Here is a 14,698-nt window from a genome sequence, read left to right on the forward strand (position 1 = left end):
GATGAGCCGTGCGCGGGTCGGCTATAGCGCCATGCTGGAGCGGTTCGCGCCGTCCGAGGTGGTGCAGCTGGCGGTGGCGGCCGAGGCCGCCGGGTTCGACGGCGTCATGGCCGACGACCACTTCCAGCCGTGGACGCCGCAGCAGGGGCAGGCCGGGTTCGTCTGGAACGTCATGACGGCCATGGCCGAGCGCACCCGCGGCTCGGTCGGCGTCGGCGCCACCTGCCCGTCGTTCCGCTGGCACCCGGCGGTCGTCGCGCAGGCGGCGGCGACGCTGGAGCAGCTGTACCCGGGGCGGCACTGGCTGGGCATCGGGTCCGGCGAGGCCATCAGCGAGCACGTCGTCGGCGGGTACTGGCCGGAGGCGCCGCAGCGCATCGCCCGCATGTTCGAGGCGGTGGAGATCATCCAGAAGCTCTTCACCGGCCGCGACGTCCGCCACGACGGCCGGTTCTTCACCCTCGAGCGCACCCGCCTGTGGACGATGCCCGGCGCGCCGCCGCCGGTCTACATCGCGACGTCCGGCCCGATCACCGCCCGCCGGGCCGGCGCCTCCTGCGACGGCATGATCACCGTCGCCAGCACGCCCGACAAGGTGGCCGCCCTCTTCGGCCGCTTCGACGAGGGCGCCCGCTCGGCCGGCAAGGACCCGTCGACGCTGGCGAAGATCGTGCAGGTGCACCTGTCGTGGGCGCCCGACCCGGACGAGGCCGCCGCCCAGGCGCTGCGCGAGTGGCCCAACGGCGCGATGCGGTTCTCGAAGGCCGACCTCCGCTCGCCCTACGACGTCGACCAGATCGCCCGCATGGTCCGGGTCGAGGACTTCGAGGGCCGGGTCACCATCTCCGCCGACCTCGACGTGCACCGCAAGGAGCTCCAGCGCTACCTCGACGCCGGCGCCACTCACCTCTACCTGCACGATGCCGGACCCGATCAGCGCACCTGGATCGACGTCTTCGGCCGCGAGGTGCTGCCGAAGCTCACCGCCTGAAGGCGCCGTCGGCCGCGCTCCGGGTGGCCATGATCATCAACCGTCGGCGACACCATGATGTCGCCAACGGTCGATGATCATGGAGGCGAGCTCTGGCTCACTCCAGGACGCGTGGGGCGGCGCAGCCGGCGGAAGGCGACGTACTCGGCGACACTGACGACGAGCATGATGAGCATGAGTTCGTACTGCCCGACCCCGCCGAACAGAGTGAGAACGAGCGCGAGCAGGCTCACGCCGACGCAGAACACCACGATGCCGAGCACGCCCCATGCCAGCGTCTTCATGCTTGGAGACTAGAGGCGCGGCCGGTCCGGGCGGAAGATCAGAGCGGCGAGAACGTGAGCACCGGCCGGCCGGTGCGCGGGTTGAGGTGGATGTCGGCGTCGACGCCGAAGACGGAGCGGACGACGTCGGGGACGAGCACCTCGGCCGGCGCGCCCGCCGCGGCGACCCGGCCACCGTCCAGCACCACCACCTGGTCGCAATAGGCGGCCGCCAGGTTGAGGTCGTGCAGCGCCGCCAGGGTCGTCACGCCCAGCGAGTGGACGAACGTCAGCAGCGCCAGCTGGTAGTGGATGTCGAGGTGGTTGGTCGGCTCGTCGAGCAGCAGCAGCTCCGGCTGCTGCGTGATCGCCCGCGCCAGGTGCACCCGCTGCCGCTCGCCGCCGGAGAGGGTGTGCCAGTCGCGGCCGGCGAGGTCGCGCATGCCGACGGTCTCGAGCGCGGCCAGCGCCAGCGCCTCGTCGGAGGCCGACGCGCGGTGCGGCGTCCGCCCGAGCAGCACGACGTCGAGCACCTGCAGCGGCACGTCGGTCGTCGACTCCTGTTCGACGACGGCGACGCGGCGGGCGCGGTCGCGGCGGCGCATGGCGCCGAGGTCGGACCCGCCCAGCAGGACGCGGCCGCCGTCGGGGCGGTAGGTCCCGGCGACGGTGCGCAGCAGGCTGGACTTGCCCGACCCGTTCGGCCCGAGCAGCCCGGTCATCGTGCCGGGCGCGACCGTCAGCCCGACGCCGTCGACGATGAGCCGGCCGTCGGCCGACCACGAGACGTCCGCGACCTCCAACGGCGGCGCACCGGCCGCGACCGCGGGACGAACGACGGGAGTGTCGAGAACGGTCATCGGCCTACCCTTCGGCGACGCAACAGGACGGCGAACGCGGGCGCGCCGAGGAACGCCGTGACGACGCCCACCGGCAGCTCACGTGGATCGAACAGGGTCCGGGCCAGGGTGTCGGCCCAGATCATGAAGCTCGCACCGGCCAGCGCCGACAGCGGCAGTACGGCGCGGTGCCCGGAGCCGACGATGAACCGGACGGCGTGCGGCAGCATCAGCCCGACGAACCCGATCGCCCCGCTGACGGCGACGGCCGCGCCGGTGAGCAGCGCGACCAGCGTCAGCAGCGTCCACCGGGTCGCGTTGACGTTGATGCCCAGCGTCGACGCGGTGCTGTCGCCGAATGCGAACGCGTCCAGCGTCCGGGCCCGCGACACCAGCACCGTCCCGACCACGACCACGGCGACCCAGACGATCGCGGCATCGCCCCACGACGCCCCGCCGAGCGAGCCGAGTAGCCAGCTGAGGATCTCGCGGTAGGAGTCGCCGGTCGCGGACCAGAAGATGATGAACGAGGTCGCCGCCGAGCACAGGTACGACACCGCCAGCCCGGCCAGCACCGTCCGCGTCGGCGCCAGCTCGCCGCGCCGGTTGGCCAGCGCGAACGTCACCACCAACGCCAGCAGCGCACCGGCGAACGCGGCCGCCGGCAGCCCGAGCCGGCCGATGCCCAGGATCAGCACGGCCACCGCTCCGACCGACGCACCGGACGACAGGCCCAGCAGGTACGGGTCGGCCAGCGGGTTGCGGGTCAGCGTCTGCATGACGGCGCCGCAGAGGGCCAGCGCGGCGCCCACCGCGGCCGCCGTCAGCACCCGCGGCAGCCGCAGCTCCCACACGATGCCGTCGCGCAGCAGCGACAGCGACGACGAGGACAGCCCCAGGTGGTCGCCGATCGAGCGCCACACGTCCAGCGGGTGCAGGTCGGCCGAGCCGATCGTCACCGCCAGCGTGACCGACGCCGCCAGCACCGCCGCCATGACGGCGATCCAGGCGGTCGTGCGCGCGCCGGACCGCCGCAGCTCCGGCGCCGAAGCGCCGGCCGCGGGAGGAGCCACCGTCGTCGTCACAGCCCCAGCTCCTCCAGCTGGGCGGCGAGGTCGACGACGGCCTGCGCGTTGCGGACGCCCGCCTCGGACGCCGGGAACGGCAGCCGCAGGTAGCGCTGCCCGGCGACGGCGGGCAGCGCGGCGGTGGCCGGGTTGCCCTCGAGCCGCTCGATCTTGCTGTCGGCGGTGTTCCACGCGGCGTCGACCAGGACGATGACGTCGGGGTTCCGGTCGATGATCTGCTCCCAGCTGACGTTCGACCAGGTGGCGTCGATGTCGGCGAAGATGTTCTCGACGCCCAGCTGGCCCATCATCATGGCCGGTGCGCCGATGTCGCCGCCGACGAACGGGGCGTCCTCGCCGGAGGAGTACCAGAGCGCCGTCAGCCCGTCGCCGGGCGCCTCGACCTGGTCGAGCAACGCCTGCTGCTCGGCGATCAGCTCGTCGGCGCGTTCGGCGGCGCCGAAGAACGACGCGACCTCGCGGATCTCCGTGAACAGCTCGTCGAAGGTCATCGGGTCGGGCTGGTACGCCGGCTCCTGGCAGGCGGCCGGCGACACGTACGTCGCGATGCCGAAGTCGGCCAGCGACGGCCGTTCGCCGGCGGTGTCGGCGCCGAAGTTGCTCTCCCAGCCGCCATAGACGAAGTCGGGCTCGACATCGAGCAGCGCCTCCTGGCCGGGCACGTTGTCGGACAGGACGGGGACGTCGTCGAGCTCGCCGGCGTACTGGTCAGGCAGCGGGCCGTCGGAGAAGGCCGTGCCGACGAGGCGGTCGGCGAGGCCGAGCGCGAGCATCATCTCGGTCGCGGTCGACTTGATCGTGACGACGCGTTCCGGCGGGCTGTCGATGCTCACGTCGGTGCCGCAGTTGTCGACGGTGACCGGCGTGAAATCACCGGCCGGGCCGGTTGCGGCCGCCTCGGCCGGGTCGTCGTCATCGGCCGAGCCGCAGCCGGCCAGCGCGACCGCGCCGGCAGCGACGCCGACGAGGGCAGCGCGGAGCGTTCGGGAGGGGGATAGCGCCACTGGGGTCTCCACACGAGGGCAGGGTCCGTTGGAGACGGTGCAAGGCGACCGCCGAACCAGCTGCCCACTCACCGGGCAGACGCGACAGAGCACAAGCGGTGCTCCAGGGCTCCGATCATCTTAAGCCGCCGAACCCGCTGAAATCATCCCCCCTGGGCAAGATTTATCAAAAATCCACTGTCGAGCCCCAGTACGGTGATCCCGTGCCACCACGCCGACCCGCGCTCGTCGAGCGGATGCGCCCGTTCACGTCGACCATCTTCGCCGAGATCACGGCGCTGGCGACGCGGACCGGCGCGATCAACCTCGGCCAGGGCTTTCCCGACACCGACGGCCCGGCCGTCATCCTCGACGCCGCGAGCCGGGCGATCCACGGCGGCCAGAACCAGTACCCGCCCGGCCCCGGCGTGCCGGTGCTGCGCGCGGCGATCGCCCGGCACCAGCAGCGGTTCTACGGCCTCGACGTCGACCCCGACAGCGAGGTGCTGGTCACCGCCGGCGCCACCGAGGCCATCGCGGCGACGATCCTGGCGTTGTGCGAGCCGGGCGACGAGGTGGTGACGTTCGATCCGGTCTACGACTCCTACGCCGCGTCCATCGCGCTGGCCGGAGCCGTCAAGCGGACCGTGACGCTGCGCTGGCCCGACTTCGCCGTCGACGAGGCGGAGCTGCGGGCCGCGTTCGGGCCGCGCACCCGCGTCGTGCTGGTCAACACGCCGCACAACCCGACCGGCAAGGTGTTCACGCGCGCCGAACTGGAAGCGATCGGCGCGCTGGCCCGCGAGCACGACGCCATCGTCGTCACCGACGAGGTGTACGAGCACCAGGTCTATGACGACGCGGTGCACGTGCCGGTCGCGACGCTGCCGGGCCTGGGCGACCGGACGGTGACGGTGTCGTCGGCGGGCAAGACCTTCTCGGTGACCGGCTGGAAGGTCGGCTGGCTGCACGGGCCGGCCGAGCTGGTGGCCGCCGCGCGCGCCGTCAAGCAGTTCCTCACCTTCGTCAGCGCCGGCCCGCTGCAGCCGGCCGTCGCGACCGGCCTGGACCTCGGCGACGACTTCTACGCCTCGCTGGCCGCCGCACTGCAGGGCAAGCGCGACCTGCTGATCGAGGGCCTGACGGCGGCCGGGTTCGCGGTGTCGGTGCCGCGCGGGACGTACTTCGTGGTGGCCGACGCCGCGCCGCTCGGGTTCGCCGACGGCGTCGAGCTGTGCCAGCGGCTGCCCGAGCTGGCCGGCGTCGCGGCCGTGCCGGTGTCGGTCTTCCACGACGACCCGAAGGCGGCGGCGTCGCTGGTCCGGTTCGCGTTCTGCAAGCGCGACGAGGTGCTGTACGACGCCGTCGAACGGCTCGGCCGGCTCGCCTCGCTGGTCTGACGGCCAGGGCTCAGGCCAGCACGAACTCCAGCGCCGACCGCACCCCGGCCGACGGCGCGCCGTCGGCGACCTCGAGCAGCGCCGCCCGCCAGGCCGCGGCCAAGGGCACCGCGGCCACGCGCACGTCGCCGGGCAGCAGCGCCGCCAGGGTGTCGCGGACGGGGTCGGCCGCGGCTTGCGGCGCGGTCTCGCCGAGCAGCCGGCACACGCCGAAGCGCACCGTCGCGTCGAACGCGACCAGCAAGGCCGCCCGCGCCGCCGCCCGGCCCGGCCCGCCGACCGCCTCGGCGGCGCCCTCCATGCGGTCGGTGATGCGCTTCTCGAGGTCGTCGCGGACGACGGTGTACAGGCCGAGCTTCGAGCCGAAGTGGTGGTAGAGCGAACCGGTCGTCACGCCGGCCTTCGACGCCAGCTCGGTGACGGTGGCCGCCTCGAAGCCCGCCTGCTCGAAATGGTGCATGGCGGCCTCGATCAGCCGGGCCTTCGCCGACCCGGGGACGGGGATCCACTCCTGCATGGCCATCACCGTAACACGTTGACGGAGGGCCATAACGCCGTTACGGTCTCCGGCATGAAGCTCTCCTACATCTACGTGGCCGTGCCCGATCTCAAGGAGGCGCTCGGCTTCTACCGTGACGACCTCGGCCTGGACGAGGCATGGCGCGAGGGCGACTCCACCGTCGCCTTCCAGCTGCCGAACTCGCCGATCCAGCTGATGGTGGACGTGCCGCCGGACTCCGGCGAGAACTGGTCCACCGGCCCGTTCTACGAGGTCGACGACCTGGCGGCGTTCATCGCCGAGCACAGCGGCTTCACCTGGGTCGGCGAGCCGATCGAGATCCCGGGTGGGCGGTCGGCCGCCTTCCGGGATCCGGGCGGCAACATCATGCACGTGTTCGACCAGTCCGGCGCCGAGTGATCCGGCCCCACGGCTTGTAGACCGACAGCAGGAAGGCGACGAGCAGTAGGCTGGTCGAGACGATCGGCGGGTAGAGCATGTCACCCGGCGTCGGCAGCGAGCCGACCCCGTCGCCGAACTGCCGGCCCTGCTCGGCCAGTTCCTTGACGCCCGGCCGCAGGGCCAGCAGCACCAGCGTCGACAGCAGCAGGTTGATCACCAGCTTCACCGCGACCCACCAGTACCGCACCAGGCCGTACTTGCTGCCCAGGCCGAGCAGCACGCCGCTGGCCAGGCAGACCAGCCCGGCCGTCACCATGGGCCAGACGGCGAACAGCTCGACCGCCTGGTAGACGACCGCGCGCGTCTCGTCGGAGCTGGTGCCGACGGCCGTGAAGACCAGCACCGCCATGACGATGTCCATGCCGAACCACGTGCCGGCGGACAGGATGTGGGTGACCAGCACGGCCTTGCGGGTGCGGCCGGCGAGCCGCCACGGCCGGCCAGCCGGCGGCGCCGGGGCCGGCGCTTCGGTGCGCGTCGGGGTCGTCATACCGACAGCCTGGCCGCGGGCCGCCGTCGCCGTCGTCGGGCGACGAACGTATCCGCGCGTACGCCGGATCGCGTACGCGCGGCACATGGACCGTGCCCGTTTTGTAAGGATTTGCCCCACTGGTCAACCCGGATGACCGCTCGCGCGTCTTCAGCGTCATCACCATCGGGCACCAGGGGGGATCATCATGAGACGCACCATCGCCACCATCACCGCACTACTGACCGCCACGCTCGCGTTCCTCGCGGCGCCGGCCGCCGCGGACGCCGCACCGTATTGCGGCCTGCGCTGGGGGTCGCTGCCGGAACGCGGGGCCGTGACGGAGACCGCCGCGCTCACCGACGTCCGCGCCGGCCGGCATGCCTGCTTCGACCGGCTCGTCCTGGACTTCGCCGGCGACGCCGACGGGTACCTCGTGCGCTACGTCCCCGCCGTCACGATGGACGGGTCGGGCCAGGTGGTGCCGCTGCGGGGCGGCGCCGACCTGGAGGTCGTGGCCGTCGCACCGGCGTACGACGACAACGGCCACGACACCTACGCCCCGGCCGACCGGCGCGAGCTGGTCCGCGTGTCCGGCTGGCAGACGTTCCGCCAGGTCGCGTGGGCGGGCAGCTTCGAGGGGCAGACCACCATCGGGCTCGGCGTGCGGGCCCGGCTGCCGTTCCGGGTGTTCACGCTGGACGGACCGGGCGCCGGTTCGCGTCTGGTCATCGACGTCGCCCATCGGTGGTGACGACGGCGTGGCCGTCCCGCGTCGCCCGGCCGGGCCGTCCTACACTGACCCGGCCGGGCACCCGGGCCGATCCACGGAGCATCGACGACATGGCAACACCAGAGCACCAGCTGTTCGACCAGCTGGCCGGGCCGGTCTGGGCCGGCGCCGAGCCGATCCGGGCGTCCGCGCCGGCGACCGAGGTCTCGGCGTCGCGCTACCGCGTCCGCGGCCTTTCGGAGTTCGGCGAGACCGAAGAGGCGCCCGACGACGTCAGCGCCGGCCGCTACACGGCGGTCCGCGGCGAGGCCCCCGACTGCCTGGCCGTCGGCTGTTACCAGGCGGTGTCGTCGGCGGCCGGGCTGGCCTTCGTCGCCGTCACCGACTCGCGGCTGGGTGTGCTGCAACTGCGCGACACCTCGGTCAAGGGCATGCCGACCGCCGAGGAGCTGGCCGCCGACGGCGCCGGGTTCCTGCGCTCCATGGGCCGGCTGCTGAAGGGGTTCGCGCGCGAGGTCAGCGCGCTGAACTCGATCGCCGACCGGCCCGAGTCGGCCGAGGTGACGCTGTGCTGGGAGGTCCCGCGGCTGCAGCTGGCCGAGGCCACGCGGTGGCGCAAGCCGATGATCCCGGAGCTGCCCGGTGGCGAGCGGAACGTGCAGCTGAGCTTCGCCGACGGCTCGTTCGCCCGGCTCTGCACCGACGAGGCCGGGCTGGCGTCGCTGACCGCGCTGGGCGGGCCGCCGCAGGGGTGACGACGAGCACGCCGGAGTGGCGGCACGCAGCCGGGGTCCGGGACTACCCTGGAGCCAACCCCGGCTGCCGACCAGGAAAGTGCCATGGACTCCGACGCGTTCGCGCCCCTCGCCCTCACCTTCGACGACGTCCTGTTGCTTCCCGGCGAGTCCGACGTCATCCCGAGCGAGGTCGACACCACCTCGCGGGTCTCGCGGAACGTCTCGGTCAGCATTCCGTTGCTGTCCAGCGCGATGGACACCGTCACCGAGTCGCGCATGGCCATCGCCATGGCCCGGCAGGGCGGCCTCGGCGTGCTGCACCGCAGCCTGTCCATCGAGGACCAGGCGCACCACGTCGACCTCGTCAAGCGGTCCGAGTCGGGCATGGTCACCGACCCCGTCACCATCGGCCCCGATGCCACGCTGACCGAGATGGACCGCATGTGCGGCCAGTACCGCATCTCCGGGCTGCCCGTCACCGACGACGACGGCCGGCTGCTGGGCATCATCACCAACCGCGACATCCGGTTCATCCCGTCGGCGGAGTTCGAGGAGCGCCGGGTCCACGAGGTCATGACGCGCGAGCCGCTGTTCACCGGCCCGGTCGGCATCAAGCCCGACGACGCGTTCGCGCTGCTGGCCAAGCACAAGATCGAGAAGCTGCCGCTGGTCGACGACGCCGGCCGGCTCAAGGGGCTCATCACCGTCAAGGACTTCGTGAAGTCCGAGGAGTTCCCCAACGCCACCAAGGACGGCGAGGGCCGGCTGGTCGCGGCCGCCGCGGTCGGCTTCTTCGGCGACGCGTGGGAGCGGGCCATGACGCTGGTCGAGGCCGGTGTCGACGTGCTCGTCGTCGACACCGCGCACGGCCACACCGGCGCGCTGCTCGACGTCGTCCGCCGGCTCAAGGCCGACCCCGCCGCCCGCGGTGTCGACGTCGTCGGCGGCAACGTCGCCACGCGTGCGGGCGCGCAGGCACTGGTCGACGCCGGCGCCGACGGCATCAAGGTCGGCATCGGCCCGGGCTCCATCTGCACCACCCGCGTCGTCGCCGGCGTCGGCGTCCCGCAGGTCACCGCCATCCACGAGGCGTCGCTGGCGGCCAAGCCGGCCGGCATCCCCGTCATCGGCGACGGCGGCCTGCAGTACTCCGGCGACATCGCCAAGGCGCTGGTGGCCGGCGCCGACACCGTCATGCTGGGGTCGCTGCTGGCCGGCGTGGCCGAGAGCCCCGGCGAGCTGATCTTCATCAACGGCAAGCAGTTCAAGTCGTACCGCGGCATGGGCTCGCTGGGCGCGCTGCGCAAGCGCGGCGCCGAGACCACCGGCTCGCGCGACCGGTACTTCCAGGCCGACGTCGCCAGCGACGACCAGCTGATCCCCGAGGGCATCGAGGGCCAGGTGCCGTTCCGCGGCCCGCTCGGCGGCGTCACGCACCAGCTGGTCGGCGGGCTGCGGCAGTCGATGTTCTACACCGGCGCGCGCACCATCACCGACCTGCAGGAGCGTGGCCGGTTCGTCCGCATCACGTCGGCCGGGCTCAAGGAGTCGCACCCGCACGACATCCAGATGACGGTCGAGGCGCCGAACTACGCCTCGCGCCGGTAGCCGCCCGCGGCGAAGCGGTCGGCGAGGCCGTCGAGCACCAGCTCGAGGCCGTACCCGAACTCGTCGCCGTAGGCGTACTCGCGGCCGATCACCTGCTCGCCGATCAGCTCGGTGAGGTACGGGTACTCGTCGGCGGGCAGGAACTGCTCCAGCTCGCCGACCAGCTCCTCGGCCCCGCTCGGCCCCTCGAACGGCAGGTTCAGCTCCGTCAGCACGAAGCCGTACACGTAGGCGTCGATAGCCGAGAACGCGTGTGCGGCCAGCGCGACCGAGAAGCCGTTGCGCCGCAGGCAGCCCAGCACGGTGTCGTGGTGGCGCAGCAGCGCCGGTGCAGGGCCGCGGCGCGATTCGACGAGGCCGAGCGCCCACGGGTGTGCGGCCAGTGTGTCGCGGGCCGACGCCGCGCGCGCGGCCATCGCCGGGCGCCATGGGTCGTCGAGGCCGGGCAGCCGGATACGGGTGAAGATCCAGTTCGCCAGCGCGTCGAGCAGGTCGTCCTTGCCGCCCAGGTGGTGGTAGAGCGACATCGCCTCGACGCCGAGCTCGCGGCCCACGTTGCGCATGCTCACATGCGCGAGCCCGCCGCGGTCGGCCACCTCGACGGCGGCCGCGACGATCCGTTCGCGGGACAGGGCGGCACGCGTGCTCAACGGCGGTCACCTCGCTGGGGGTCTTGTCATCCTTACAGGTGTAAGGCTATCGTGCTCGTGAGACAGACCGGTGTCAGGGGGCACGTCGTGAAGGCTGCGATCGTCGACAGGTACGGCTCGCCAGAGATGCTGCGGTTCGTGGATGTTCCACAGCCGGAACCCGGGGCGAACGAGGTGCTCGTCCGGGTGCACGCGGTCGCGGCCACCTCGGGCGACGCGCGCATCCGCGCCGCCCGGTTCCCGGCCGGGTTCGCACTGCTCGGGCGGCTTGCGCTGGGCCTGCGCCGGCCACGTCGCCGGATCCTGGGCGGGTCGTTCTCCGGCGTGGTCGAGAGCGTCGGCTCGGCGGTCACGCGGCTGCGGCCCGGCGACGAGGTCAGCGGCATGTCCGGGGTGCGGATGGGCGGCTACGCCGAGTACCTGACGGTGGCCGCCGACCGGCTCGCCGTGAAGCCGGCCGGCGTGAGCCACGACGACGCGGCCGGACTGCTGTTCGGCGGCACGACGGCGCTGTTCTTCCTGCGCGACAAGGCGCGGCTGGACTCCGGCCGGCCCGGCCGTAGCGTCCTGGTCGTCGGTGCCTCCGGCGCCGTCGGCACCAACGCCGTCCAGCTGGCGAGGCACTTCGGCGCCGCCGTGGTGGGCGTGACCAGCGGCGCGAACGCCGAGCTCGTCACGCGGCTGGGCGCGGCCCGCGTCATCGACCACACGCGCGAGGACGTCAGGCAGGGCGCCGAGCGCTACGACGTGGTCTTCGACACCGTCGGCGCCCTCTCGATCGCGAGCGGCCGCCGGCTGCTGACCGCCGACGGCGTCCTCCTGCTGGCCGTCGGGAGCCTGGGCGACGCCATCCGGGCCCGCGGCAACGTCGCTGCCGGTGTGTCCACGGAACGCCGCGAGGACTTCGAGTTCCTGCTCGGACTGGTCGCGGCCGGCGAGCTCACCGTCGTCGTCGACCGGGTGTACGACCTCGCCGACGCCGCCGAGGCACACGCCCGCGTCGACACCGGACACAAGGTCGGCAACATCCTGTTACATCCGTGACGGGTCGCTCCGATATCCTTCGCAGGTGGCGGAGATCGAGATCGGCCGTGGCAAGCGCGGCCGCCAAGCATATGCCTTCGACGACGTGGCGATCGTGCCCTCGCGGCGCACCCGCGACCCCGAAGAGGTGTCCACGCACTGGCAGATCGACGCCTACCGGTTCGAGATCCCGCTGCTGGCCGCGCCCATGGACTCCGTCATGTCGCCGGCGACGGCGATCGAGCTGGGGCGGGCCGGCGGGCTGGGCGTGCTCGACCTCGAAGGGCTGTGGACCCGCTACGACGACCCCGAGCCGCTGCTCGAGGAGATCGCCGGGCTCGAGGAGGGTAAGGCGCTCAACCGGCTGCAGGAGATCTACGCCGCGCCGGTGCGTGAGGACCTCATCGCCGAGCGGCTGCGCGAGATCCGCGACGCCGGCGTCACGGTGGCCGGCGCGTTGTCGCCGCCGCGGGTGAAGCGCCACCATCAGGCCGTCATCGACGCCGGCGTCGACATCGTGGTCATCCGCGGCACCACGGTGTCCGCCGAGCACGTCTCCGGCCGGGCCGAGCCGCTGAACCTCAAGCAGTTCATCTACGAGCTGGACGTCCCGGTCATCGTCGGCGGCTGCGCCACCTACCAGGCGGCGCTGCACCTCATGCGCACCGGCGCGGCCGGCGTGCTGGTCGGCTTCGGCGGCGGCTCGTCGCACACCACCCGCTCGGTGCTGGGCCTCACCGTCCCCATGGCCACGGCGGTGGCCGACGTCGCGGCGGCACGGCGCGACTACCTCGACGAGTCCGGCGGCCGGTACGTGCACGTCATCGCCGACGGCTCCATCGGGCGCTCCGGCGACATCGCCAAGGCCATCGCCTGCGGCGCCGACGCCGTCATGGTCGGCTCGCCGCTGGCCCGGGCCACCGAGGCGCCCGGCCGCGGCTGGCACTGGGGCTCCGAGGCGCACCACGCCGACCTCCCGCGCGGCGAGCGGGTGCACGTCGGCAGCATCGGGCCGCTGTCCGAGATCCTGGGCGGCCCGTCCTACCTCGCCGACGGCTCCATGAACCTCGTCGGCGCGCTGCGGCGGGCCATGGCCACCACCGGCTACACCGAGGTCAAGGAGTTCCAGCGGGTCGAGGTCACCGTCCTGCGCTGACCTCGGACGCCGGGTCGCGCTCCACCTCTGTTCGGCCGCTGGAGGTCTGCCGTCACATCCGACGGCAGACCTCCAACGACCGGCACGGGACCTCCCGCAGGATCGCGGCGGCCGACGAGAGGCGGCCGGCCGGTCCCGGGTCGTAGGCTGGCGTCGATGACCACCACGCCCGTCAGCGTCGACGCCGTCGTCGACCGCGCCCTCCTCGACCGCCTGACCGACCGCGTCGTCGCCCGGCCGCGGGCCGACCGCGCCGCCACCGTCGCGCCGTTCAGCGGCAGCACGCTGGCCGAGGTGCCGCTGTCCACCACCGACGACGTCGCCACGGCGTTCGCCGCCGCCCGCGACGCCGCGCGCTGGTGGGCCGCCCGGCCGGTCGCGGAGCGGGCCCGCATCATCGGCCACGTCCACGATCTCGTGCTGGACCGCCGCGGCGAGATCGCCGACCTCGTCCAGGCCGAGGGCGGCAAGGCCCGGCGCGACGCGTTCGAGGAGGTCGCCGACGTCGCGCTGGCCGCCCGGTACGTCGCCGCCCGCGGCCCGCGGGTGCTGCGCGAACGGCGCCGGCTCGGACTGCTGCCGGGGCTGACGCGGGCCATCGAGGGGCATCGCCCCAAGGGCGTCGTCGGGGTCATCTCGCCGTGGAACTACCCGCTGACGCTGGCCATCTCCGACTGCCTGCCCGCGTTCGTCGCCGGCAACGCCGTCGTGCACAAGCCCGACTCGCAGGCCATACTGACGGCGCTGCTCGCGCGGTCGATCGCCATCGAGGCGGGGCTGCCCGAGGCGCTGTGGCAGATCGTGTCCGGCGACGGCCCGGTCATCGGCGGCGCCGTCGTCGAGCACGCCGACTACGTGTCGTTCACCGGTTCCACCGCGACCGGGCGGGTCATCGCGGCGCGGCTGGGCGAGCGGATGGTCGGCGCGTCGCTGGAGCTGGGCGGCAAGAACCCGATGCTCGTCCTCGACGACGCCGACCTCGACCGCGCCGCCGAGGCCGCCGTCCGCGCCTGCTTCTCCAACGCCGGCCAGCTGTGCATGTCGATGGAGCGCCTGTACGTGGCGGCGCCGGTGCGCGAGCCGTTCCTCGAACGGTTCCTGGCCCGGGTCGAGTCGATGCGGGTCGGCGCGGCGTTCGACTACTCCTGCGACATGGGGTCGCTGATGTCGCAGGCGCAGCTCGACAAGGTCCGCGCCCACGTCGACGACGCGGTGGGGAAGGGTGCGCGAGTGCTCACCGGCGGACGGGCCCGGCCCGACCTCGGCCCCTGGTTCCACGAGCCGACCGTCCTCGACGGCGTCCGGCCCGGCATGCTCGCGGCCGACTCCGAGACGTTCGGCCCCATCGTCTCCGTCTACCCCGTCACGTCCGACGACGAGGCGATCGAGCTGGCCAACGACACCCCGTACGGCCTCAACGCCAGCGTGTGGACGGCCAACCTGCGCCGCGGCGTCGACGTCGCCCGCCGGCTGCGCTCCGGCATCGTCAACGTCAACGAGGGCTACGCCGCGGCATGGGGCAGCCACGACCTCCCGATCGGCGGCATGGGCGCCTCCGGCCTCGGCCGCCGGCACGGCCGCGAGGGCATCCTGCGCTACACCGAGCCGCAGGCCATCGCCGTCCAGCGGGTGCACAACATCGCCCCGCCGGCCGGCCTGTCCTACGACACCTTCACCGACGCGATGGCCAAGTCACTGCGCGTCCTGCGTCGCACCGGCCGCCCCTAGTTCCCATGATCATGTTCCCTCACGGCGTGTCAGCGACCGCGAGGGAACATGATCATGGGGAAGTGGGCC

General features: G+C 73.0%; 16 protein-coding genes. 9 read left to right on the top strand and 7 right to left on the bottom strand.

What is annotated here, in order from left to right; translation table 11 throughout:
- Position 1: 1 nt before the first annotated feature.
- Positions 2-991, top strand: coding sequence for a TIGR03557 family F420-dependent LLM class oxidoreductase (locus ACW62_RS29930; protein WP_053207791.1), 990 nt, complete (start codon positions 2-4; stop codon positions 989-991).
- 77 nt (positions 992-1,068) lie between these two features.
- On the opposite strand, the gene ACW62_RS29935 is transcribed toward ACW62_RS29930, so the two are convergent.
- Genes ACW62_RS29935 through ACW62_RS29950 form a run of 4 tightly spaced genes read right to left on the bottom strand, consistent with a single transcriptional unit; the run spans position 1,069 to position 4,185 of the window.
- Positions 1,069-1,275, bottom strand: coding sequence for a hypothetical protein (locus ACW62_RS29935; protein ID WP_053207792.1), 207 nt, complete (start codon positions 1,273-1,275; stop codon positions 1,069-1,071).
- Between the two features lie 38 nt (positions 1,276-1,313).
- Entirely contained in the window at positions 1,314-2,114 is an 801-nt protein-coding gene (locus ACW62_RS29940) for an ABC transporter ATP-binding protein (RefSeq protein ID WP_083460337.1), read from the bottom strand.
- Complete coding sequence (locus tag ACW62_RS29945) at positions 2,111-3,178, bottom strand: putative F420-0 ABC transporter permease subunit (protein WP_240477453.1); 1,068 nt, start codon at positions 3,176-3,178, stop codon at positions 2,111-2,113. Before ACW62_RS29945 ends, ACW62_RS29940 begins: the two co-directional genes overlap by 4 nt.
- Positions 3,175-4,185 (bottom strand): putative F420-0 ABC transporter substrate-binding protein, encoded by a 1,011-nt coding sequence (locus tag ACW62_RS29950; protein ID WP_053207793.1) that lies wholly within the window; start codon positions 4,183-4,185, stop codon positions 3,175-3,177. Before ACW62_RS29950 ends, ACW62_RS29945 begins: the two co-directional genes overlap by 4 nt.
- Positions 4,186-4,388: 203 nt before the next feature.
- Here ACW62_RS29950 and ACW62_RS29955 point away from each other — a divergent pair, with 203 nt between their 5' ends.
- A complete protein-coding gene (locus ACW62_RS29955) occupies positions 4,389-5,564 on the top strand; it encodes a pyridoxal phosphate-dependent aminotransferase (protein ID WP_240477454.1) in 1,176 nt (391 codons plus the stop codon).
- A 10-nt stretch (positions 5,565-5,574) separates the two neighbouring features.
- Here ACW62_RS29955 and ACW62_RS29960 read toward each other — a convergent pair whose 3' ends face one another.
- On the bottom strand, positions 5,575-6,081 hold the full coding sequence (locus ACW62_RS29960) for a TetR/AcrR family transcriptional regulator (protein WP_053207822.1): 507 nt from the start codon (positions 6,079-6,081) through the stop codon (positions 5,575-5,577).
- 54 nt (positions 6,082-6,135) lie between these two features.
- Between ACW62_RS29960 and ACW62_RS29965 the strand changes: the two genes are divergently transcribed.
- Positions 6,136-6,483 (top strand): VOC family protein, encoded by a 348-nt coding sequence (locus tag ACW62_RS29965; RefSeq protein WP_053207795.1) that lies wholly within the window; start codon positions 6,136-6,138, stop codon positions 6,481-6,483.
- Here ACW62_RS29965 and ACW62_RS29970 read toward each other — a convergent pair.
- The gene (locus ACW62_RS29970) at positions 6,449-7,015 is read right to left on the bottom strand and encodes a DUF2269 family protein (protein ID WP_053207796.1); all 567 of its coding nucleotides are present in this window, start codon (positions 7,013-7,015) and stop codon (positions 6,449-6,451) included. The two genes, ACW62_RS29965 and ACW62_RS29970, sit on opposite strands and share 35 nt — an antisense overlap.
- Before the next feature lie 187 nt (positions 7,016-7,202).
- Here ACW62_RS29970 and ACW62_RS29975 point away from each other — a divergent pair, with 187 nt between their 5' ends.
- The 3 genes from ACW62_RS29975 to guaB all read left to right on the top strand — a co-directional run bounded on the left by ACW62_RS29975 (position 7,203) and on the right by guaB (position 10,072).
- Positions 7,203-7,748 carry an AMIN-like domain-containing (lipo)protein gene (locus ACW62_RS29975; protein WP_205629695.1) on the top strand — a complete coding sequence of 182 codons (546 nt, stop codon included), beginning with the start codon at positions 7,203-7,205 and terminating at the stop codon, positions 7,746-7,748.
- An 89-nt stretch (positions 7,749-7,837) separates the two neighbouring features.
- Entirely contained in the window at positions 7,838-8,482 is a 645-nt protein-coding gene (locus tag ACW62_RS29980) for a hypothetical protein (RefSeq protein ID WP_157575075.1), read from the top strand.
- An 84-nt stretch (positions 8,483-8,566) separates the two neighbouring features.
- Positions 8,567-10,072, top strand: a complete 1,506-nt coding sequence (gene guaB, locus ACW62_RS29985) for an IMP dehydrogenase (protein WP_053207798.1) — start codon at positions 8,567-8,569, stop codon at positions 10,070-10,072.
- On the opposite strand, the gene ACW62_RS29990 is transcribed toward guaB, so the two are convergent.
- Positions 10,054-10,722: a TetR/AcrR family transcriptional regulator gene (locus ACW62_RS29990; protein ID WP_053207799.1), complete on the bottom strand. Its 669-nt coding sequence runs from the start codon at positions 10,720-10,722 to the stop codon at positions 10,054-10,056. The two genes, guaB and ACW62_RS29990, sit on opposite strands and share 19 nt — an antisense overlap.
- Before the next feature lie 87 nt (positions 10,723-10,809).
- Here ACW62_RS29990 and ACW62_RS29995 point away from each other — a divergent pair, with 87 nt between their 5' ends.
- From ACW62_RS29995 to ACW62_RS30005, 3 genes are all read left to right on the top strand, one after another.
- Complete coding sequence (locus tag ACW62_RS29995) at positions 10,810-11,766, top strand: NAD(P)-dependent alcohol dehydrogenase (RefSeq protein WP_053207800.1); 957 nt, start codon at positions 10,810-10,812, stop codon at positions 11,764-11,766.
- Positions 11,767-11,791: 25 nt separating this feature from the next.
- Positions 11,792-12,901 carry a GuaB3 family IMP dehydrogenase-related protein gene (locus ACW62_RS30000; RefSeq protein WP_053207801.1) on the top strand — a complete coding sequence of 370 codons (1,110 nt, stop codon included), beginning with the start codon at positions 11,792-11,794 and terminating at the stop codon, positions 12,899-12,901.
- Positions 12,902-13,057: 156 nt separating this feature from the next.
- On the top strand, positions 13,058-14,629 hold the full coding sequence (locus ACW62_RS30005; RefSeq protein ID WP_053207802.1) for a succinic semialdehyde dehydrogenase: 1,572 nt from the start codon (positions 13,058-13,060) through the stop codon (positions 14,627-14,629).
- The last annotated feature ends 69 nt before the right edge of the window (positions 14,630-14,698 follow it).

It is taken from the genome of Jiangella muralis (assembly GCF_001270745.1).
Taxonomy (GTDB): Bacteria; Actinomycetota; Actinomycetes; order Jiangellales; family Jiangellaceae; genus Jiangella; species Jiangella muralis.

Excerpts from the sequence above, each read along its gene's own strand:
- guaB (WP_053207798.1), top strand. The coding sequence starts at position 8,567 with ATGGACTCCGACGCGTTCGCGCCCCTCGCCCTCACCTTCGACGACGTC.
- ACW62_RS29930 (WP_053207791.1), top strand. The coding sequence starts at position 2 with ATGAGCCGTGCGCGGGTCGGCTATAGCGCCATGCTGGAGCGGTTCGCG.
- ACW62_RS29980 (WP_157575075.1), top strand. The coding sequence starts at position 7,838 with ATGGCAACACCAGAGCACCAGCTGTTCGACCAGCTGGCCGGGCCGGTC.
- ACW62_RS29960 (WP_053207822.1), bottom strand. The coding sequence starts at position 6,081 with ATGCAGGAGTGGATCCCCGTCCCCGGGTCGGCGAAGGCCCGGCTGATC.
- ACW62_RS29965 (WP_053207795.1), top strand. The coding sequence starts at position 6,136 with ATGAAGCTCTCCTACATCTACGTGGCCGTGCCCGATCTCAAGGAGGCG.
- ACW62_RS29940 (WP_083460337.1), bottom strand. The coding sequence starts at position 2,114 with ATGACCGTTCTCGACACTCCCGTCGTTCGTCCCGCGGTCGCGGCCGGT.
- ACW62_RS29935 (WP_053207792.1), bottom strand. The coding sequence starts at position 1,275 with ATGAAGACGCTGGCATGGGGCGTGCTCGGCATCGTGGTGTTCTGCGTC.
- ACW62_RS30005 (WP_053207802.1), top strand. The coding sequence starts at position 13,058 with ATGACCACCACGCCCGTCAGCGTCGACGCCGTCGTCGACCGCGCCCTC.
- ACW62_RS29970 (WP_053207796.1), bottom strand. The coding sequence starts at position 7,015 with ATGACGACCCCGACGCGCACCGAAGCGCCGGCCCCGGCGCCGCCGGCT.
- ACW62_RS29975 (WP_205629695.1), top strand. The coding sequence starts at position 7,203 with ATGAGACGCACCATCGCCACCATCACCGCACTACTGACCGCCACGCTC.